The organism is Pseudoalteromonas sp. NZS71_1 (assembly GCF_015864305.1).
Lineage (GTDB): Bacteria > Pseudomonadota > Gammaproteobacteria > Enterobacterales > Alteromonadaceae > Pseudoalteromonas > Pseudoalteromonas arctica.
The window spans coordinates 55443-72290 of sequence record NZ_JADYXM010000019.1 but is presented as its reverse complement, the minus strand read 5'-3'; the positions used below and the strand labels follow the sequence as shown (position 1 = coordinate 72290).

General features: G+C 37.5%; 18 protein-coding genes. 7 read left to right on the top strand and 11 right to left on the bottom strand.

Annotated elements, in window-relative coordinates:
* The first annotated feature begins 25 nt into the window (after window positions 1–25).
* Entirely contained in the window at window positions 26–1843 is a 1818-nt protein-coding gene (locus I6F43_RS18825; protein ID WP_197103570.1) for a protein kinase domain-containing protein, read from the top strand.
* A gap of 111 nt (window positions 1844–1954) precedes the next feature.
* Here I6F43_RS18825 and I6F43_RS18820 read toward each other — a convergent pair whose 3' ends face one another.
* Both I6F43_RS18820 and I6F43_RS18815 read right to left on the bottom strand, forming a co-directional pair.
* Window positions 1955–2479 (bottom strand): hypothetical protein, encoded by a 525-nt coding sequence (locus I6F43_RS18820; protein WP_197103568.1) that lies wholly within the window; start codon window positions 2477–2479, stop codon window positions 1955–1957.
* Window positions 2480–2492: 13 nt separating this feature from the next.
* Window positions 2493–3485, bottom strand: coding sequence for a YHYH protein (locus I6F43_RS18815; protein WP_197103566.1), 993 nt, complete (start codon window positions 3483–3485; stop codon window positions 2493–2495).
* Between the two features lie 206 nt (window positions 3486–3691).
* Here I6F43_RS18815 and I6F43_RS18810 point away from each other — a divergent pair, with 206 nt between their 5' ends.
* Window positions 3692–4123 (top strand): DUF3859 domain-containing protein, encoded by a 432-nt coding sequence (locus I6F43_RS18810; protein ID WP_007582762.1) that lies wholly within the window; start codon window positions 3692–3694, stop codon window positions 4121–4123.
* Between the two features lie 102 nt (window positions 4124–4225).
* Here I6F43_RS18810 and I6F43_RS18805 read toward each other — a convergent pair whose 3' ends face one another.
* Window positions 4226–4642: a VF530 family DNA-binding protein gene (locus I6F43_RS18805; RefSeq protein ID WP_007582761.1), complete on the bottom strand. Its 417-nt coding sequence runs from the start codon at window positions 4640–4642 to the stop codon at window positions 4226–4228.
* A 194-nt stretch (window positions 4643–4836) separates the two neighbouring features.
* On the opposite strand from I6F43_RS18805, the gene I6F43_RS18800 reads away from it, so the two are divergent.
* Complete coding sequence (locus tag I6F43_RS18800; protein ID WP_007582760.1) at window positions 4837–5403, top strand: hypothetical protein; 567 nt, start codon at window positions 4837–4839, stop codon at window positions 5401–5403.
* 46 nt (window positions 5404–5449) lie between these two features.
* On the opposite strand, the gene acuI is transcribed toward I6F43_RS18800, so the two are convergent.
* Together acuI and acuR are read right to left on the bottom strand one after the other, a co-directional pair.
* Window positions 5450–6442, bottom strand: a complete 993-nt coding sequence (acuI, locus tag I6F43_RS18795) for an acrylyl-CoA reductase (NADPH) (protein ID WP_197103564.1) — start codon at window positions 6440–6442, stop codon at window positions 5450–5452.
* A 49-nt stretch (window positions 6443–6491) separates the two neighbouring features.
* Complete coding sequence (gene acuR / locus I6F43_RS18790; RefSeq protein WP_197103562.1) at window positions 6492–7127, bottom strand: acrylate utilization transcriptional regulator AcuR; 636 nt, start codon at window positions 7125–7127, stop codon at window positions 6492–6494.
* 409 nt (window positions 7128–7536) lie between these two features.
* On the opposite strand from acuR, the gene rmf reads away from it, so the two are divergent.
* A complete protein-coding gene (gene rmf, locus I6F43_RS18785; RefSeq protein WP_002960897.1) occupies window positions 7537–7707 on the top strand; it encodes a ribosome modulation factor in 171 nt (56 codons plus the stop codon).
* 67 nt (window positions 7708–7774) lie between these two features.
* Here rmf and fabA read toward each other — a convergent pair whose 3' ends face one another.
* Window positions 7775–8290: a bifunctional 3-hydroxydecanoyl-ACP dehydratase/trans-2-decenoyl-ACP isomerase gene (gene fabA, locus I6F43_RS18780; RefSeq protein WP_007582756.1), complete on the bottom strand. Its 516-nt coding sequence runs from the start codon at window positions 8288–8290 to the stop codon at window positions 7775–7777.
* 203 nt (window positions 8291–8493) lie between these two features.
* On the opposite strand from fabA, the gene I6F43_RS18775 reads away from it, so the two are divergent.
* From I6F43_RS18775 to I6F43_RS18765, 3 genes are read left to right on the top strand one after another with little or no spacing between them, the layout of a single operon-like run.
* Window positions 8494–9351 (top strand): 6-carboxytetrahydropterin synthase, encoded by an 858-nt coding sequence (locus tag I6F43_RS18775; RefSeq protein WP_197103560.1) that lies wholly within the window; start codon window positions 8494–8496, stop codon window positions 9349–9351.
* A complete protein-coding gene (locus I6F43_RS18770) occupies window positions 9344–10162 on the top strand; it encodes a M23 family metallopeptidase (protein ID WP_197103558.1) in 819 nt (272 codons plus the stop codon). The genes I6F43_RS18775 and I6F43_RS18770 overlap by 8 nt, the downstream gene beginning before the upstream one ends.
* 5 nt (window positions 10163–10167) lie before the next feature.
* Window positions 10168–10599 (top strand): acyl-CoA thioesterase, encoded by a 432-nt coding sequence (locus I6F43_RS18765; protein ID WP_024606895.1) that lies wholly within the window; start codon window positions 10168–10170, stop codon window positions 10597–10599.
* A 256-nt stretch (window positions 10600–10855) separates the two neighbouring features.
* Here I6F43_RS18765 and I6F43_RS18760 read toward each other — a convergent pair whose 3' ends face one another.
* Genes I6F43_RS18760 through I6F43_RS18740 form a run of 5 tightly spaced genes read right to left on the bottom strand, consistent with a single transcriptional unit; the run spans window position 10856 to window position 16452 of the window.
* On the bottom strand, window positions 10856–12178 hold the full coding sequence (locus I6F43_RS18760; protein ID WP_197103556.1) for a Na+/H+ antiporter family protein: 1323 nt from the start codon (window positions 12176–12178) through the stop codon (window positions 10856–10858).
* Window positions 12179–12186: 8 nt separating this feature from the next.
* Window positions 12187–14157, bottom strand: coding sequence for a transglutaminase family protein (locus tag I6F43_RS18755; protein WP_197103553.1), 1971 nt, complete (start codon window positions 14155–14157; stop codon window positions 12187–12189).
* Complete coding sequence (locus I6F43_RS18750) at window positions 14157–15143, bottom strand: DUF58 domain-containing protein (protein WP_197103551.1); 987 nt, start codon at window positions 15141–15143, stop codon at window positions 14157–14159. The genes I6F43_RS18755 and I6F43_RS18750 overlap by 1 nt, the downstream gene beginning before the upstream one ends.
* Before the next feature lie 6 nt (window positions 15144–15149).
* Entirely contained in the window at window positions 15150–16055 is a 906-nt protein-coding gene (locus I6F43_RS18745) for an AAA family ATPase (RefSeq protein WP_002960884.1), read from the bottom strand.
* Window positions 16056–16068: 13 nt separating this feature from the next.
* Window positions 16069–16452 carry a response regulator gene (locus I6F43_RS18740; RefSeq protein ID WP_007582739.1) on the bottom strand — a complete coding sequence of 128 codons (384 nt, stop codon included), beginning with the start codon at window positions 16450–16452 and terminating at the stop codon, window positions 16069–16071.
* Between the last annotated feature and the right edge of the window lie 396 nt (window positions 16453–16848).

Sequence of the window (16848 nt, the reverse complement as noted above, 5' to 3'; positions counted from 1 at the left end):
AGTTTTATAAGTTTGAGTACCTGTATTGAAAGCCAAAGAAATCCGCAATTTTTATATCAACGAAGAGCAATCTGTTTATTTGCTTTCGCACCGCGATGCTAAAAAACACCGCCAGTGGCTTAATATTTGTATTAAGCAGTTAACACTGCTGGGCTACAAAAACGTTGAAATGATTGGTTCAGGAGCTTTTGGTTTTGTATTTGCAGGTGATGACGATAACGGCTTACCTTGGGTATTTAAGTTTTCGCGTATTACGCTTGCCCAAAGTGTACGTGACCGCCTAGAAGACGAAGCGTATATGCTTTCGCAAATTAATAACCCGTTAGTGCCTACCTTTTATGCGTTTGAGCGAATTAAAAAACAAGGGATTTTAATGATGGCTCGCGCCATTGGAGAGGATCTGGAAAAAGTATCGCTTAAAACAGGGCGCTTTAGTGCCGCGCAAATAATGGCGCTAGCTGTTAGGTTACGTAATGTATTAATTGATTTACGCAGCCACAAAAATGGCGTTAGCCCACAACCTATAGTGCATGGCGATATAAAACCTTCAAACCTTGTTTGGGATGCAAACACTGACGCGCTTTCGTTAGTGGATTGGGGCAGCTCTGTGTATGCACAGCTCGATAGTGACGGTAATCCTGTTGCCAGTAACTTTATGGATTTAATGTCGGGCGATTTAAGTACAACTAATGCGCGTATGGGCGATGTGTACTTTATTGGTGAAGCACAAATGTCGGGGGAGCAATCATCCCCACGATTTGACGAACAAGGTGTAGCCGCTACGTTGTATGCGCTAGCGTCGGCGCAGTCGTGTCGCTTTGGTGCGCAAGCCATCCCTGCAAGCAGCTTAGGGCTCCCAAAAGAACTGGCTAAAGTGATTGATGGCATGCTATCTAAAAGTAAGGCACAACGTGATGGTGCCGGTGATTACTTTATGCGTAACATTACAACTATGGCTAAAGCGTATTTACCTGAGCTTGATAAAAAACAAAAAAAAGCAGATATCCCTTTTTGGTATGGCAAGGCCGAGCAGCCCGACACGGTGGTATATAGTTCACGAAAACAGTTTTTACGCCAGGCCGATCATAATCAGCAATTACTAGATATAAACGACGCGCAACTTGACCGTTATTATAAAGAGTTTTTGTTTGATACAGGCGATAACGAAAAAGCATTTTTAGCATCAATAAGCCGATTAGCTAAGTACCCTGTTGTTGGTGGGCTTAGTTTTCATTGGAAGGATGAGTCGATGTTTGTTGAATCGTCTTTAATTATGCATGACGAATCATTGGGTGATGCGTTTAGTGATGCGATTAATAACACGGTGATGCTTGCGCAAGCGATTAATCAAAAAGGGTTATTTAAGTGTTGTTTGTTTGATGCCCGTAAAACTATTCAGTTAGAGCGAGATGGCACCGGTGCATTTAAGTTTGATAGCCTACCAGAGCTTGAATACGAAGTTGTAAGCATGAAAGCAAACGACATAACCCGCCCGCATTCATACTTTGAAGACGGTAAAGACCCTGATGAGCAACTACAGCTACCTAAAAAAGTTATTAAGTGCGTATTTGAGCTTAACCAAATTCATCATACGGGGTGTATTATTTTTGAAGCACTGCCTGATAGAATGAAGATTCACCATTACTACCGCTTACTCGATTCGAGCAAAGAGGTTGAGTTTAAACGTTTGCTAAATAAACTAATGCAATACGCGGTAAATATTACGGACGTTGGTGTTGCGGGCTTTATGAAACTCCCATATAAAAACACCCGTGAGTTTAGTTTATGTGAGCAGCAAGAAGAGCATTACTTTCCTAAAAATCCTAAGCTTGTATCTTTATAGAAAGTACTTAAATTAAGAGTGCTGAATGAAAAGACAAAGATAAAAAAAGAGCATAAGTTTGTTTAACTTGTACTCTTTGTCACTTAATTATTAGGTAAGTATTACTAATTATTAAAACACCTTACTAAAGGGCGACGTTGGTGTTAGCTCAAATTGATGAGTAAGTTTTTGCGTTTTATTCGTCGCTGTTATTTGATAATGCTGCTTGTGCTCATTGTTACTAAATAGCTTAACGTTAAAGTTAACTTTGGTTAGTTTACTTGGTAAAGAGTAGCGCCCAGTAATGGTTACTTGGTCTATATTGTCGCTTTTATGTGTATGCGACGCTTCTGGGTTTAGCAAAAGTCCGTCAATAGTAAATTTATACTGATGATCTGCTAAATAAACGTTCTTTTTAACTCGCTTACTTATTTGTTTTTTATGAGCATTAAACTCAACTATTGATATTTTGCCATCTTTATTTTCATCAACCCCTTTAAAAGCCGACATAGGGATTGAAAGTACAATAAACACGTTATTATCAACAAAGTTTAGCGTGCCGTGATCTGCAACCATTAAATGCGCGTTTGCTAAATTTGGCATAATCAACAAACCCAAGGTAGTCATACTTAGCAGATGTGATTTTATATAAGGCATAGCTTACTCCTAACTAAACTTCGCCTTTAACGCAGCGTTGAAAAAACGGGTAAGTGTCTGTTGCGTAATAGTGGTATATCCCATCGGGAAACTCAGGTGTTACGCCAACGCGGCCATTACATTCATCTAAATCACCAGAGCCTGCTACGTATTCCCAATCTTGTGCAAATGTACCTAAGGGATATATATCGGTAGAAGGGCGGTTTGCGCTAACGGTTGTTACGTGTTGGTAGCTACCGGTCATTGCAGTTAGGGCTGAAGTTGCATCACTTGAATCCGAATAGCCGTAACGTGCATAAATAGGAAAGCCGTCTGCTGCCCAGCCTATTAAAGTCATAGTGGTGCTATTACCACCTCGCAGTGCTACAAAGCCTTCAGGCATACCATGGTAATGATATGTACCATCGGGTTGTACGTGTGCGTTGTTGTCGTCTGTTCCAAAACTAAACGTGTCTTGGCTTAGAGCTTCGATGTTCCAGTTGCCGCTGTTGTCGCCCAAATCGCAATCGGTGCCCGAATCATCGCAACTCCCGCCTGTGCCTGCGTCTATTTTAATGCCGTTAAGTACAACGCCTATCATTCCACGAGGACCACCAAGCATAGTTGCTTGTGTTGTTTCTATAGGCTCAAGTGTGTAGCTTTCATTTACTGATTGTTCAGAAATAGTATTTGGGTTATCAGCATTAGGGAATGTACCTACTTCGTGATCGGGTATGCCATTAGCTGCTAAGTCGCGTGTAGTTCCTGTGCATGACCAATCTGCAGCGCTGGTGGCTTGTACTGACTCTGACTCGTTATATTCACAAAGTACACTTTGGGTTGAACTGCTGATACCTGTGCCATTATCTGTGGTGGTTTGTGATGAGCTTTCTGTAGTTGCTGAGCTATCAGCTATGCCTTCTCCACCACCACATGCAACTAACGATGAAACAATTAAAGCAAGAGAAGTGAGCTTTAAAGCATTTATCCTATTTCGATTTTTATTATTAAGTGCGTATTGTTTCATTGCTGCCTACCTGATCAATTAAGTTACTCAAACAATAATCAACAATTGTGCAAATAGTGTGTAAACAATGATGACAAATTAGCAATTATGTAAATAGGCGGAGTATTAAAGCTAAGTTGAGATTTAACTTTATGAGATTGTGTTTTATTTTAAAATTTCAAAAAGTTAAACTAATGCCAAAATAGCTAACATAAAAGGCTACCTTAATGGCTAAAACAAAACCTGTAGTGACGTTACAAAGTCACGGTATTTACTCTAAGTGGGATAGTGAAAGTAAAGCGTTGCCACAAATAGAGCAATTTACAACAAATGTAATAGCTGAGGTAGATATTGAGTTTGGCTTAATCGTAAATATCAAAAAAGGTAAAGGCGAAAAGCTTCATTATTGTATTTACCATCCTGATATTCCAGGTAGTAACGGTGATGTGATGGACCCTTTTGAAGGCGATGTATACGTTAAAAACAGTGATTGGAACTTTTATTTAGGCGATACACTTTGGCTGCCAATAGAAAATAAATTGGGTGATTGGCGAATGACGATTGAACTAAATGGAAAAATCATTGCTGATAAAACTTTTAATGTGGCATTAGAGGCAGAGCGCACCGAAACAGATTTTTGGAAAAACCGAGGGTACTAATTGTTATTTATTGGCTATGTAACGCGGATATAATTGAAGTTAATGAGAAAATAGTCGAAGAACTATTTATAAATAGCTCTTCGACCTTAAATTAGTATGTTTTTAGTTACCCCAAGGGTTACTTGAATTAGAACGCTGCTTACGATCGCGAGCACGTTGCTTAGATTCTTTTTTCTCTACAATACGCTTAGCATCAACAAAACTAAGCTCACACGGCTCCCCCGGTTTATGATCAGCTGGGATCACACGATCTCGTGGTGGTAGTTCGTATTGAACATCATCAGGCTTAGGTAAGTTTTTAAGGCGGTAAAGGTAAAAGTTATCTACTTTTTCTTGTGCCCATTGTGTTTTACGTAAAAATTTAACCGCAGACTTAACATCAGGATTATTTTTAAAGCAGTTAAGTTGTAAATAAGCGTGTAGGAGTTCCCACCCGTATTGTTCAACCAGCTCTTCAACCACTTGTTCTAATTTTACGCCTTGCAGTGGGTTATTACTGAAAAGTTCTTGGTTGCTCATAGGTGTTGCCTCATTATTAAAATACAAATTGCATTATAAGTTTTATCTATAAGTTTTGATACTCTAAAATCTACACATACAATGAATTGAAAGATAAAATTTACACGTGTTTAAATAATCGGTAATATTAAAAAGCTTTATAAAATACGGCAAGATGCCAATTTATAGTATTAAAGATTAAGGAATATTACGAAATGGGACTTTTTAATAAGATCAAAACTCAAGCAAGCACTATTGGCTCAAATATTAGTGACTCTACATCAAAACTAAGTAGTGATATTGCTACTTCAGCAAAAGAAAACGCAAAACTTTCATCGATTCGTTCAGAAATCACTTCAATCGAAGGTCAGCTTAATATTGGTTACAAAGATATTGGTAAAAAATATGTTGAGAACCTTTTAGCTAACCAAGGTGAAAATGTTGAGGTTGCTTTACAAGAGCCTTTATCAAGAATAGAACCTCTTTTAGAGAAAAAGATTGAGCTTGAAGATGAAGCCATTGAAATCGAAAAGAAAATAAAAGATCAAATTATAATTCAAGAAAAAGCAATTTTTCAAAAAGAATATGATCAAGAAAAAGAGAAGTTAGAAAAAGCAGTAAAACTTGATGTTTTATCTAAAGAAGAAATGGAAGAAAAGTTAGCTAAAGCACGTTTAAAATTAGATAACTTTGACAACATTCGCAAGCTTAAAAAGCAAGAAGAAATGGGTTTGATTACTAAAACAGAATTAGCTGAAAAATTAGCTGCATTCGGTGCCTAGTTAAACGTTTAAGCCACATATTACTATGTGGCTAATTATTATTTAATTAACTTTGGCAATTAACTACAACACGACCACGAATTTTACCTTCCATAAGTTGCTCTGCGTTATCAATTACGTGTTCAAGTGATATTTCTGTCGAGATTTTATCTAAATAATCGGCGCTTACTAATTTAGCTAAACGATCCCATGCTTCAATTCTGTCGGCTTTAGGGCGCATTACGCTATCAATTCCTATAAGAGATACACCACGTAATATAAAGGGTGCCACCGATGCTGGTAAATCCATACCTTGTGCAAGTCCGCAGGCGGTTACTACACCACCATATTTTAATGATGCACAAATATTTGCAAGTGTATGGCTACCTACCGAATCTATTGCCGCTGCAAAACGCTCTTTTTGCAAAGGCTTGCCCGGGTTTGAAAACTCATTTCGGTCAATTATTTGTGAAGCGCCTAACTCTTTTAAATACTCACTTTGATCTAATCGACCAGTTGCCGCTGTTACGTTGAACCCAAGTTGGTTTAGTAAATAAATAGCAAAGCTACCTACGCCACCATTGGCACCTGTTACCAGTATTTCGCCAGATTCAGGCGTAATACCTTGTTTTTGAAGCGCTATAACACTTAGTATGGCGGTATAACCGGCTGTACCTATTTGCATCGCTTGCTTTGGTGAAATACCAGTAGGTAAGGGGATTAACCAATCGCTATTAAGTGCTGCTTTTTGAGCAAGCCCGCCCCAATGTTTTTCACCTACACCAAAGCCATTTAATATTACGTTATCGCCGTTTTTAAATTCATCGCTGGTGGAATTTGTAACCGTACCCACTAAATCAATACCTGGCACCATAGGAAAACTGCGTACAACGGGGCCTTTGCCAGTAATTGCTAAACCATCTTTATAGTTAAGTGTGCTGTATAGCACGTCGATAGATACGTTTTCGTTTGGTAAATCACTATTTTCGATAGTTGATAATGAAGCGCTATAGTTATTATCTTCTTTATTAATAACAATGGCTTTAATTGGGTTACTCATGGGATATCCTTTTAGACCGATCGTCTTTTAATTGGTAAATAAAAACGCATTAGGTTAATAATGCGCGTAAAAACATTTCTGTATACAAAGTAAGTGGAGTATTTGATTTTGTGAGCTTGGCGCGCATAACAGCACCTTCCCAACCAATCCAAAAGTACTCACTCATCAATTTTGTATTTACATGGCTTGCAATAGTGCCTTGTTGCTTAGCTTGATTTAAGCAAACCTCTACATGGTTTTGCCAAGCGGTGTAGCTTTGCATTAATCTGGTTGTAAACTCTTCACTTAAATGGTTAAGCTCTTGATTTAAGTTACCGACTAAGCAGCCTCGTTTGTAATCGTATTTTTTCATCCCTTTAATTGCGCTTTGAGTAAAATTAACGATTCGCTCAAGTGGGGGAACATCTTCTTGCTGTAGGTAATGGGTAAGCTTGGCAATAAAATAACTGTCGTATGCATCAACTAACGCAATACCGTAGGCTTCTTTACTTTTAAAGTAATGATAAAAAGAGCCTTTAGGTACAGCTGCTTTTTTTAAAATAGTATCGAGCCCCGTGGCGCTAAAACCAAATTCAGTTAGGGTTTCTAGGCCCGTGCGAATAAGTAACGCTTTTGTATCGGCGTTTTCTCTGGCTATTTTAGGTGGGCGACCACGGCGTATTGGTATTGATGTATTTTTGTTCATGAACTCATATTAGACCGATCGACTTTAAATAATCAAGTATAAATTTAAATTGTTTAAAAATAGTTCAAATTTAGGGGCGGGCTACTAATTTAAGATTAATGAAATAAAAGTGTCACGATTACATTTTTGTTTGGAACTTAGTCAATATTAGTCGGTCACAATTAAAGCACACAAGTGCTTTTTAGCGATTATTAAATCGCCAATTTGTTATTACGAACCGGTCAAATTAAATGTTGTATGACCACTTACTTTTTTAAATGTTAATTCATTTTTGCATCAGCAGCTTAGTTAAAGTCAAACAATTTAATTGCTTTTACAATTTGAATTTTACATTTTTATTAACTATTCATTAAATGTAGATTTCACTAATGCTACACAATATATAAATAAAAAGGTGAGGATATTACCGATGAAGAGACAGAAAAGAGATCGTTTAGAAAGAGCTCATTCTCAAGGTTTTAAAGCAGGTTTAGCAGGTCGCTCAAAAGAGCTATGCCCTTATCAACAAGTAGATCCAAAATCAGAGTGGTTAGGAGGTTGGCGTGAAGCGATTGAAAACCGCAACATGTACAAAACCTAAAATCAATAATCGAATTTAAGCAAAAAGGCCTCCGCATTGGAGGCCTTTTTGTTTGTGCGTTTAAAAATTAAAATGCACTAGTGTCTTGGAACAAGCCCACTTTTAAATCTTTTGCTTCGTAGATTACTCGGCCATCTACTTCTACAGTACCATCGGCAACGCCCATAAACAATTTACGTTTAATTACGCGTTTCATTACAAGACGGTAAGTTACTTTTTTATTAGTTGGTAAAATTTGGCCAGTAAATTTAACTTCACCCACACCTAGCGCACGACCAAGACCAGGGCCACCAGACCAACCTAAGTAAAAGCCAACTAGTTGCCACATAGCATCTAATCCTAAACAACCTGGCATTACTGGGTCGCCTTTAAAATGGCAATCGAAAAACCACAGGCTAGGGTCAATATCAAGCTCAGCAACAATTTCGCCTTTACCATGAATTCCGCCATCAGCAGTAATAGAGGTAATGCGGTCCATCATTAACATGTTGTCACTTGGTAAACGGCAGTTGCCTTCACCAAACATTTCACCTTGACCACACAGGATCAAATCTTCTTTTGTATAGCTATTTTTAGGTTCCATAACACTTATCTTCGCTTAGAAATTGCCAAGTACTTTAGCGTACACTTGTACGCTAAACAACTCGGAGCAGTTAAAAAATCAAAATATTGCACATAAAATCACCAATCAATCAGTGCGATTGGTTTTTGCACTATAAAACCGCGCAATTACAATCAGAAATCATTATAATTAGCGCTGTCTTATAACCAGTCTAAAGGAAGTTTATGATCCTTTTTGTTAACTCACTAACTGTGATTGATTTTTCTTACTTATGTAACAAACGCGGCGCCGTTGGCGAGAGCTGGATTGTTGATTTAACTTTGCACGGTAAACTTAACGAAGAGTCTATGGTTTTAGACTTTGGTTTAGTTAAAAAGCAAATTAAAGGCATTATAGATGAGTGTATTGATCACCGTTTAGCAATTCCTACAGGGCTTAATGGCACTGTATCTGAATTTGACGAGCATAAAACACTCGACTGTACATTTGGTGAAAACAACCACTTAGCTATGAGTGCTCCTCATCAAGCTTATTGCATGATTAACGCAGACGAAGTAACGGTTAAATCGGTTACTGAATTTTTAATTGCGACTATTTTACCGAAGCTACCAGATAACATTGAAAAAATTGAGCTGTCTCTTAAGCCTGAGCACAGCCAAAGCTTTTACTATCATTACAGCCATGGCCTTAAAAAGCATGACGGTAATTGCCAACGTATTATTCATGGGCATCGTTCTCAAATTGGTATTAGCCTAGATGGCATCTCTATGCCGCGCTTGCAAAAAGAATGGTCTCAAAAGTGGGAAGATATTTACTTAGCCACCAGTGAAGATCAAATTAACGCACCTGATTTAAAACACATAACAGCCAAAGCGGGTGATGTATGTTTTGCTTATACATCGGCACAAGGCTATTTTGAAATGGCGATTAGCGAATCTCGTTGCGACATTTTACCAGTAGACACCACTGTAGAATGTATTGCTGAACATGTTGCTGGCCAAATTAAAGCTCAATATCCAGAAAAAGCAGTGAAAGTGACTGCTTATGAAGGTGTTGGAAAAGGATCGATTAGTTATGTTTAAAACACTTTTAGCAACAGCGCTTGTTGCCTCTGCTAGCTTTAATGCTATGGCGCTTGAGTTAAAAGGGCATTTAACACAAGGCGGTTTAGTTACTGGAAAGCTAGAAAACGCTAATTCAGTAAGCTTAGATGGCAAAAGCTTAAAACTTTCGCCAAATGGTGACTTTGTATTTGGTTTTGGGCGTGACGCTGATACTACTCATACTTTAAAATGGGTAGATAACACGGGTAAATCGCATTCTCAGCCGCTAGCTATAACTAAGCGTGAATATGAAATTGATAAAATTACTGGCGTAGCTAAAAAGTATGTTTCACCGGCAAAAGAAGTCAGTGCACGTATAAGCCGCGAAGCAGTTGCTGTTCGTAAAGCGAGAGAAGTAGACTCTGATTTACTGTACTTTTTAGACCCTGTGTTAAAGCCTGCAGAAGGGCGTATATCGGGTGTTTATGGTAGTCAGCGCTATTTTAATGGCGAGCCTCGTCGTCCGCACTTTGGCTTAGACATCGCTAATAAAACAGGTTCTCCTGTTTACGCGCCAATTAGTGGTACCGTGGTATTTTCTGAACCTGATTTATACTACTCAGGCGGTACATTAATTATTGATCATGGCCATGGTATTACCTCAACTTACATTCATTTAAGTAAACTTGATGTAAAAGTGGGTGACAAAATTAAGCAAGGTAACAAAGTGGCTGAAATTGGTGCAACAGGGCGTGTAACGGGTCCTCACCTAGATTGGCGTTTTAACTGGAAAGGCGAACGCCTTGATCCTGCATTACTAATGCAAGATACATTAGCAAACAAAAAGTAGAGATTATGACTGAAGTAAATCGCGATGCAATAATTGCTCAGCGTATTGAAGACTCAACCACATCGGTAACTAAAACTGTGTTTCCAGGGCGTACCAATCATCATAATACTTTATTTGGTGGTGATGCACTGGCGTGGATGGATGAAGTGGCATTTATAGCTGCTACTCGTTTTTGTCGTAAACCTTTGGTTACCATATCTTCCGATAGAGTTGATTTTAAAGAAGCGATACCAGCAGGTACTTTTGCAGAGTTAATTGCTAAAGTAGTCCATGTAGGTAACACCAGCTTAAAAGTTGATGTAGATATACTATTAGAAACTATGCACAGAGATGATAAGCACTCTGCCATTAGTGGTAGCTTTACGTTTGTTGCAGTCGATGATAATCACAGACCAACACCGGTAGTATGCGATAAAATGATTTATGGTTTTGAGTAATTTAGAGCTTTAAAGACGTGGTAGAGTAACATTGTATAAGCACCTTAATTGGTGCTTATATAAAAAACCATAAAGAACACATCATACTAAATATTTATTAAATGTAATCTCAACACCTCAGTTAATATTTACTAATAAACCAATCAAAATAGAGGAGAAATTGATAGGGATAAGAGTTGTTAGAAGCAAAAAGGTATGCTTTTAACATACCTTTTTGGTTATCTTCAGCTTTTAATTACACTTACGTAAATACTTTTTAAAGTACCATTGCTGCAATCCAGCCAAATATCAGCAGTGGAATGTTAAAGTGAATAAATGTTGGAATAACAGAGTCTCTAATATGGTCGTGCTGGCCATCGGCATTTAAACCTGATGTTGGGCCAAGCGTTGAGTCTGAAGCAGGGGAGCCTGCATCACCTAAAGCGCCCGCAGTACCAACAAGTGCAGCGGTAGCCATAACAGAAAACCCGAGGTCTAAACACAAAGGAACAAACAAAGTTGCAATAATAGGCACTGTTGAAAACGAGCTACCAATTCCCATTGTAATTAATAACCCGACTAACAAAATAACACCGGCGGCCAAAGGTTTATTACCATCAAAAAGTGCCGCTGTGCTGTGTACTAAGCTCGCTACGTCGCCAGTGGCCTGCATAACTGATGCAAAGCCTTGTGCCGATATCATAATAAAACCAATCATCGCCATCATCGCAACGCCTTTACTAAATACGTCGCCGTTTTCTTCCCACTTAACTACACCAAATACACTAAATATCATTACACCTACTAAACCCCCTAAAATCATTGAGCCACTTAGGTTTTGTGCAACAAGTGAGGCAAATACCGCACATAGCCCTACAATCATTACTTTTTTAGGGTTTTCTACCTCGGCCGATTTACTCTGAGTTGTTAATGGGAGCTCGGTGTATTCGCGGCGTTTTTTGTAGGTAATAAATACCGCAATAAGTAATCCTATAAACATGCCTAATGCAGGAATAATCATCGCCATAGGGACTTGTGTATTTACAATGTCTAAGCCGTTATCGACTAGATTTTTATGCAAAATAGAATACAAGTAAATACCACCAAAACCATAAGGCAGCACCATATAAGAGGTTGCTAATCCAAATGTTAAAATACACGCTATAGCACGCCTGTCTAGTCTTAACTGATTAAAAACCACGAGTAACGGCGGGATTAAAATAGGAATAAACGCTATGTGTACAGGTACTAAGTTTTGCGAAGAAATCGCACAACCTAAAATAATTAATAAAATGAAGTAACTTAAAAATGTTTCATTCCCACTGCCTTTAGCATTTACTTTAGCAAGTAACTTATCAGCGAGAATGCGTGTTAAACCCGACTTAGAAATAGCAACGGCAAATGCACCGAGCATGGCATAACTTAGTGCAATTTCAGCTCCGGCAGAAAGGCCAGAATTAAATGCATCAACACTTTCTTTTATACCCAAGCCTGCTGTTAAACCAGCAACTAAAGCACTTATGATCATGGCAACAATGACGTTAACGCGAGCCAGAGATAGCCCGAGCATTAAAATAACGCCTATAACAACAGCATTCATAGTATTCTCTATTTGGAAATTTTAATTAATTTTATCAGATCTTTAGCCTGAGTTTTACGCTCTTTCGTAAAAGGTTTTTTACCATAGCGTACTTGGCTAAATAACTGGCTAAATGTGTTTATAGATTGTGCAGAACGAGGAAGTTGCTCAGCAAAAAAATGTAACTGCTGACTAGGTGTTAAATTATCGGGTGTATTTATTTTTTGTTTTTTCGCCCATGCTTTTATTTCATAGAACTCTTTAACCATAGGCGCTAATTTAGCCGGACGTTTTGGTAAGTTTAAATAAACAAAATAACCTACAAAACAAAAACCAGCTGTTAATAAAACTATTAATGGTAAAAGCCAAATATTATTACTACCAAAAATTGATTTTAAAAAATCATTTTGTTTTTCTTCATCAAAACCAAGTACCCAGCTAGACCATTGATAATCGAGATTTTCAAGTTCCAACCTTAACCAATTAATAGCGGGGAAATTACTTAAACTCACTAAACCAAAATCAAGATTACTTTTAAATTCATCATTCAGCTCTTCGTTTTGCGAAAGTGAGCCATTTAAACGCTCCGGTGCTACAACAGCGGTTGCATCAAAAATAACCCAACCTTCGTTTTGTAAATATACTTCTACCCATGCATGTGCGTCGTACTGGCGAACTGTTAGCGTATTATTATCTTGGTTTAATTCACCGCCTAAATAACCACTTACTAATCGAGCGGGTATACCTGCGGTTCTAAAAATATACGCAGCGGCGCTTGCATAATGACCACAAAATCCACGTTGGTTTTCAAATAAAAATTGATCAATTGTATTATCACCGCTCATAGGAGTGGGTGTTAACGTATAAGTAAATCCCGTACCTGCAAAGTATTGTAATAAGCTATTGTAAAAATCGCGGTCAGAGTATGTATTTTGCTTTAAGTTTTTAGCAAGTGATGATGTTTTTACATTCTTTTTATAAGCGAGGTATTTGTAGCGTTTTTCTTCAAATTCGCCAAGCGGTAAAGCTGTGAAGTTAAAGCTATTTACATCGTATTGTAAGTTTTTAGCTTGACGACTTTTTTTACGCAATAAACCTAGCGAATTACCTTCAACATTTTGTGAGTTACTACTGGAATACGCTAAACCATAGAGCCATTTTTGTGTAGCAGGCTCTGTAATAACTGAGTAGCTTGCGATAAGTTGCTCATCATTTTCGCTCTGGGTATTTGTTTTTACATTATTATATTTTAAAAAGTCAGACGTAAGCCACGCATTGCCATTAAACTCATCATGAACTATTGCTCGCCAATAATAAGGCGCTACAGGTTTTTCTTCATTAAATTTAGCTCTAAACACAAGCTCGTCAGAATTTGAAAGCTTTGCAATATCGAAAGGGTCGACTTGTTCAGAAAGCCCAGTTTTTGCAAGCTTAGGCCCAGGAAGCTGCCAAAAGGCGGGCATTTTTGGTAAAAAAAGCAGTAAAAATACAGCTAAAGGAAGCGCTAAAAGTAGTAATTTACCACTTTGCTTAGAGGCTATTTTTAAATTATGTTTGGATTCGAGTAAGCCAAGTACTGCAAAGTTTAATATGTATAAACCACTTACAGTTAAAGTCGTTAAAATGCTTTGGTTAAATAAATACACCGATGAGAGTGAAAAAAACGTAAGCGTTGTAATTACATGATAGTGTTTTTTGGTTTTAGCCTGCAGCAGCTTAAATAAACTAGCAAGTAGCAGCATGGCCACAAATAAAATAACCGTATCCGACATGCCTACTGTGTAGAGCATTAAACCTAGTGACACACCTGCGAGTATATTTGCCAGCCAAGCATTTGGCTTTGGTTTATTACTCAGCGTTATGTAAAAGTTCCATGCACAAATGAGTGTAAGTACACCAACAAAAACAAGCGGTAAATGTGATACAAAAAATACAATTAAACATGCATATATAAAAGACAGCGAATAATTTATTACTTTTTCGTTTTTAATTATATCCATTACTCACCACCATTAAATGAGCACAATAACGCTAAACACTGCTGCTTATGTTGCTGTCCGGTATTTGTATTTATTGTTTTATTCGGTAGTTTTAACATAAAAGGGGTATTTTTTTCGGTTGCTTCACACACTAAAAAGCATAACTGGCTTAAACGTTGTTCTGTATCCCCATTCATTAACGTAAAATCGAAGAGCGCATTCGCTGTTTTAAAGTCTACAAACTCTTTTACTAACAACTGCTGTGTTTTTGCGTAATGCTTCCACGACACTCTTTGCAAGCCCATCTCTGGTAAATGTGGGATTAACGACTCAAACTCTTCGCTACCAGATTGTGTAGAAATACCTTTATCGGCTTGCTCATCAAGCACAGAAACATGCGCATCACTGTGTACTTGTTCAAGCGACGGGTATACAAATACATCTTCTTGTAATTGAATGTAGCTCCAAACAGTTATTAAACCAAAGGGATAGTTACTCGCTATTTTAATACGTTGCACTGAGTACTTACCGCGTGAGCTGTAGGGTAAGTTGAGTGTAAGTAACTGAGTCTTACTATCAACTTCGTCGGTATGTTTGTGAGTTTGCTCACTACCTTGATATGTTAAATTAATAGATTGGGTTACTGAAGGGCTTTGTAATTCAAATACAATACTCGGTTTTTGAGGTGCGTAACTGTTAAATGCATCTTTAAATTTAACCGTTAAGCCTTTAGCGTTACTGTAGCCCATTAATACAGCAATAATCATCACCACAAACATAAGATAAGACATTATTAAAATTAAATTATTTTGATAATTAATGCCCATTACAAAGTTTAAAATAGCCACAATTACAAAGTACCAACCTAGGGACGATGGCAATACATAAATTGTTCTGTGTTCAAGTGTAATTGAGTTTTTTAAATGCTTATTTTTTAATAACTTATTAAATACACTTCGCTTAAATGACTTAAATAAGGAAGGGCGCTTAGCTGTTTTTTTTGGCATAAAAGTTTATACCGGAACTAAAACGTTTTTTAAAATATCGTTTACTTGCGCTTCACCTGACTCATTATGCAAACCTAAACGATGCTGACACACACTTGCAAATACGGCTTGAACATCTTCTGGCATTACAAAATCACGACCATCAATAAAGGCCCACGACCTAGCCGCTTTAGCAAGAGCCATACTGGCACGTGGTGATAACGAAGATGCAAAAGCGTTGCTTGTGCGTGTGTAATTAACAAGTTCTATAATATAGTCAATAACCGGGCTACTTAAAGTAATTTGGCTTATCTGGGTTTGAATTGCCGCTAACTCTTGTTGGTTAATACGCTTAGGTAATTGGCTGTAATCTCGTTTTTGCATATTCAAAATTAAGCGTTTTTCGGCTTCTTTAGGTGGAAAACCTAAGCTAATACGCATTAAAAAACGGTCTAATTGCGACTCAGGTAACGGGTAAGTACCTGATTGGTAAAGCGGGTTTTGTGTTGCAATCACAAAAAATGGATTTGGCAGCGTATATTTTTTTCCATCAACTGTTACTTGTTGCTCTTCCATTGCCTCAAGCAACGCACTTTGTGTTTTGGGCCCTGCGCGGTTTATTTCATCAGCTAAAACAACTTGGCTAAAAATAGGGCCTTTATGAAACGTAAAACTGTGCTCGGTAGAGTTAAACACATTAGTACCCAAAATATCAGCAGGCAGAAGATCACTGGTAAATTGAATACGCTGATACGATAAACCTAACACAGCTGACAATGCATGAGAAAGAGTGGTTTTTCCCATACCTGGCAAATCTTCAATGAGTAAATGCCCTTCGCTAAATAAGCATGTAAGTGCCAGTTTTATTTGTTGTTGTTTACCAAATATAACACTCGAAAGATCTTCTATAATCGCAGTAACAGTACTATGCATGCTAACCTTATTATTATTCTATTATTTCAAGACGCTTCATTACAGTGTCTACTTTTTTTGTGTTGAAAGGTTTTGCAATAAAGCCTTTAGCGCCCATTTCCCACGTGTTTTGTACGTTTTCGAGACTATTGTGGCCAGAGCACATAACAACATGAGTGTGCGGATAAGCACTATTAATGTATTCCAATATATCTGCACCGTTAGAGTCAGGTAAATCTACATCTACAAATATTACGCCTGGCGGTTTATTGTTCATAATAGGTTTAGCAGAGCTAAAATCAGCGCTTTCTAATATATCTTCAAACCCTAAGTCAGTTAAAATTTGGTTTAGATAATCACGAATTTCCTTAACGTCATCAATAATGAGGATGGGCTCTAGCGGGCGAACAAATTCCATATGTAGGTTACTTCTATTTTGAATACATCTAAGTGCTTTAATACTAAGCTAACCCCATCATAAGCTCAAGAACGTTACTTAAAAAACACTAATAAATAAACTGTTTATAGGTTTGCCCAACAACCTATTTTTAAAGGATTACCTGCTTTCATATCTTCTACTAACTTATATTTTCATTAATTGTATTGAACAATAATGACGTATATACGATAAATCCCTTAATCCTACACTTTATTTCCTCAAAATTTGATGTAACAAATTTGCTACTTAACTTATTGATTCAAAAATATTTACATATAAATTCGATTTTTTGTAAACGTTTTGTAATAAAAAATCGTTGACCTTCTAAATTCATTCTGTGATTATGCTCACCAGATGAGCTTATGCTCACAAATG

Bases quoted from the DNA above. Each gene is read 5' to 3' on its own strand.
- I6F43_RS18820 (WP_197103568.1), bottom strand. From the start codon at position 2,479: ATGCCTTATATAAAATCACATCTGCTAAGTATGACTACCTTGGGTTTG.
- I6F43_RS18815 (WP_197103566.1), bottom strand. From the start codon at position 3,485: ATGAAACAATACGCACTTAATAATAAAAATCGAAATAGGATAAATGCT.
- I6F43_RS18810 (WP_007582762.1), top strand. From the start codon at position 3,692: ATGGCTAAAACAAAACCTGTAGTGACGTTACAAAGTCACGGTATTTAC.
- I6F43_RS18805 (WP_007582761.1), bottom strand. From the start codon at position 4,642: ATGAGCAACCAAGAACTTTTCAGTAATAACCCACTGCAAGGCGTAAAA.
- I6F43_RS18800 (WP_007582760.1), top strand. From the start codon at position 4,837: ATGGGACTTTTTAATAAGATCAAAACTCAAGCAAGCACTATTGGCTCA.
- acuI (WP_197103564.1), bottom strand. From the start codon at position 6,442: ATGAGTAACCCAATTAAAGCCATTGTTATTAATAAAGAAGATAATAAC.
- acuR (WP_197103562.1), bottom strand. From the start codon at position 7,127: ATGAACAAAAATACATCAATACCAATACGCCGTGGTCGCCCACCTAAA.
- rmf (WP_002960897.1), top strand. From the start codon at position 7,537: ATGAAGAGACAGAAAAGAGATCGTTTAGAAAGAGCTCATTCTCAAGGT.
- fabA (WP_007582756.1), bottom strand. From the start codon at position 8,290: ATGGAACCTAAAAATAGCTATACAAAAGAAGATTTGATCCTGTGTGGT.
- I6F43_RS18775 (WP_197103560.1), top strand. From the start codon at position 8,494: ATGATCCTTTTTGTTAACTCACTAACTGTGATTGATTTTTCTTACTTA.
- I6F43_RS18770 (WP_197103558.1), top strand. From the start codon at position 9,344: ATGTTTAAAACACTTTTAGCAACAGCGCTTGTTGCCTCTGCTAGCTTT.
- I6F43_RS18765 (WP_024606895.1), top strand. From the start codon at position 10,168: ATGACTGAAGTAAATCGCGATGCAATAATTGCTCAGCGTATTGAAGAC.
- I6F43_RS18760 (WP_197103556.1), bottom strand. From the start codon at position 12,178: ATGAATGCTGTTGTTATAGGCGTTATTTTAATGCTCGGGCTATCTCTG.
- I6F43_RS18755 (WP_197103553.1), bottom strand. From the start codon at position 14,157: ATGGATATAATTAAAAACGAAAAAGTAATAAATTATTCGCTGTCTTTT.
- I6F43_RS18750 (WP_197103551.1), bottom strand. From the start codon at position 15,143: ATGCCAAAAAAAACAGCTAAGCGCCCTTCCTTATTTAAGTCATTTAAG.
- I6F43_RS18745 (WP_002960884.1), bottom strand. From the start codon at position 16,055: ATGCATAGTACTGTTACTGCGATTATAGAAGATCTTTCGAGTGTTATA.
- I6F43_RS18740 (WP_007582739.1), bottom strand. From the start codon at position 16,452: ATGGAATTTGTTCGCCCGCTAGAGCCCATCCTCATTATTGATGACGTT.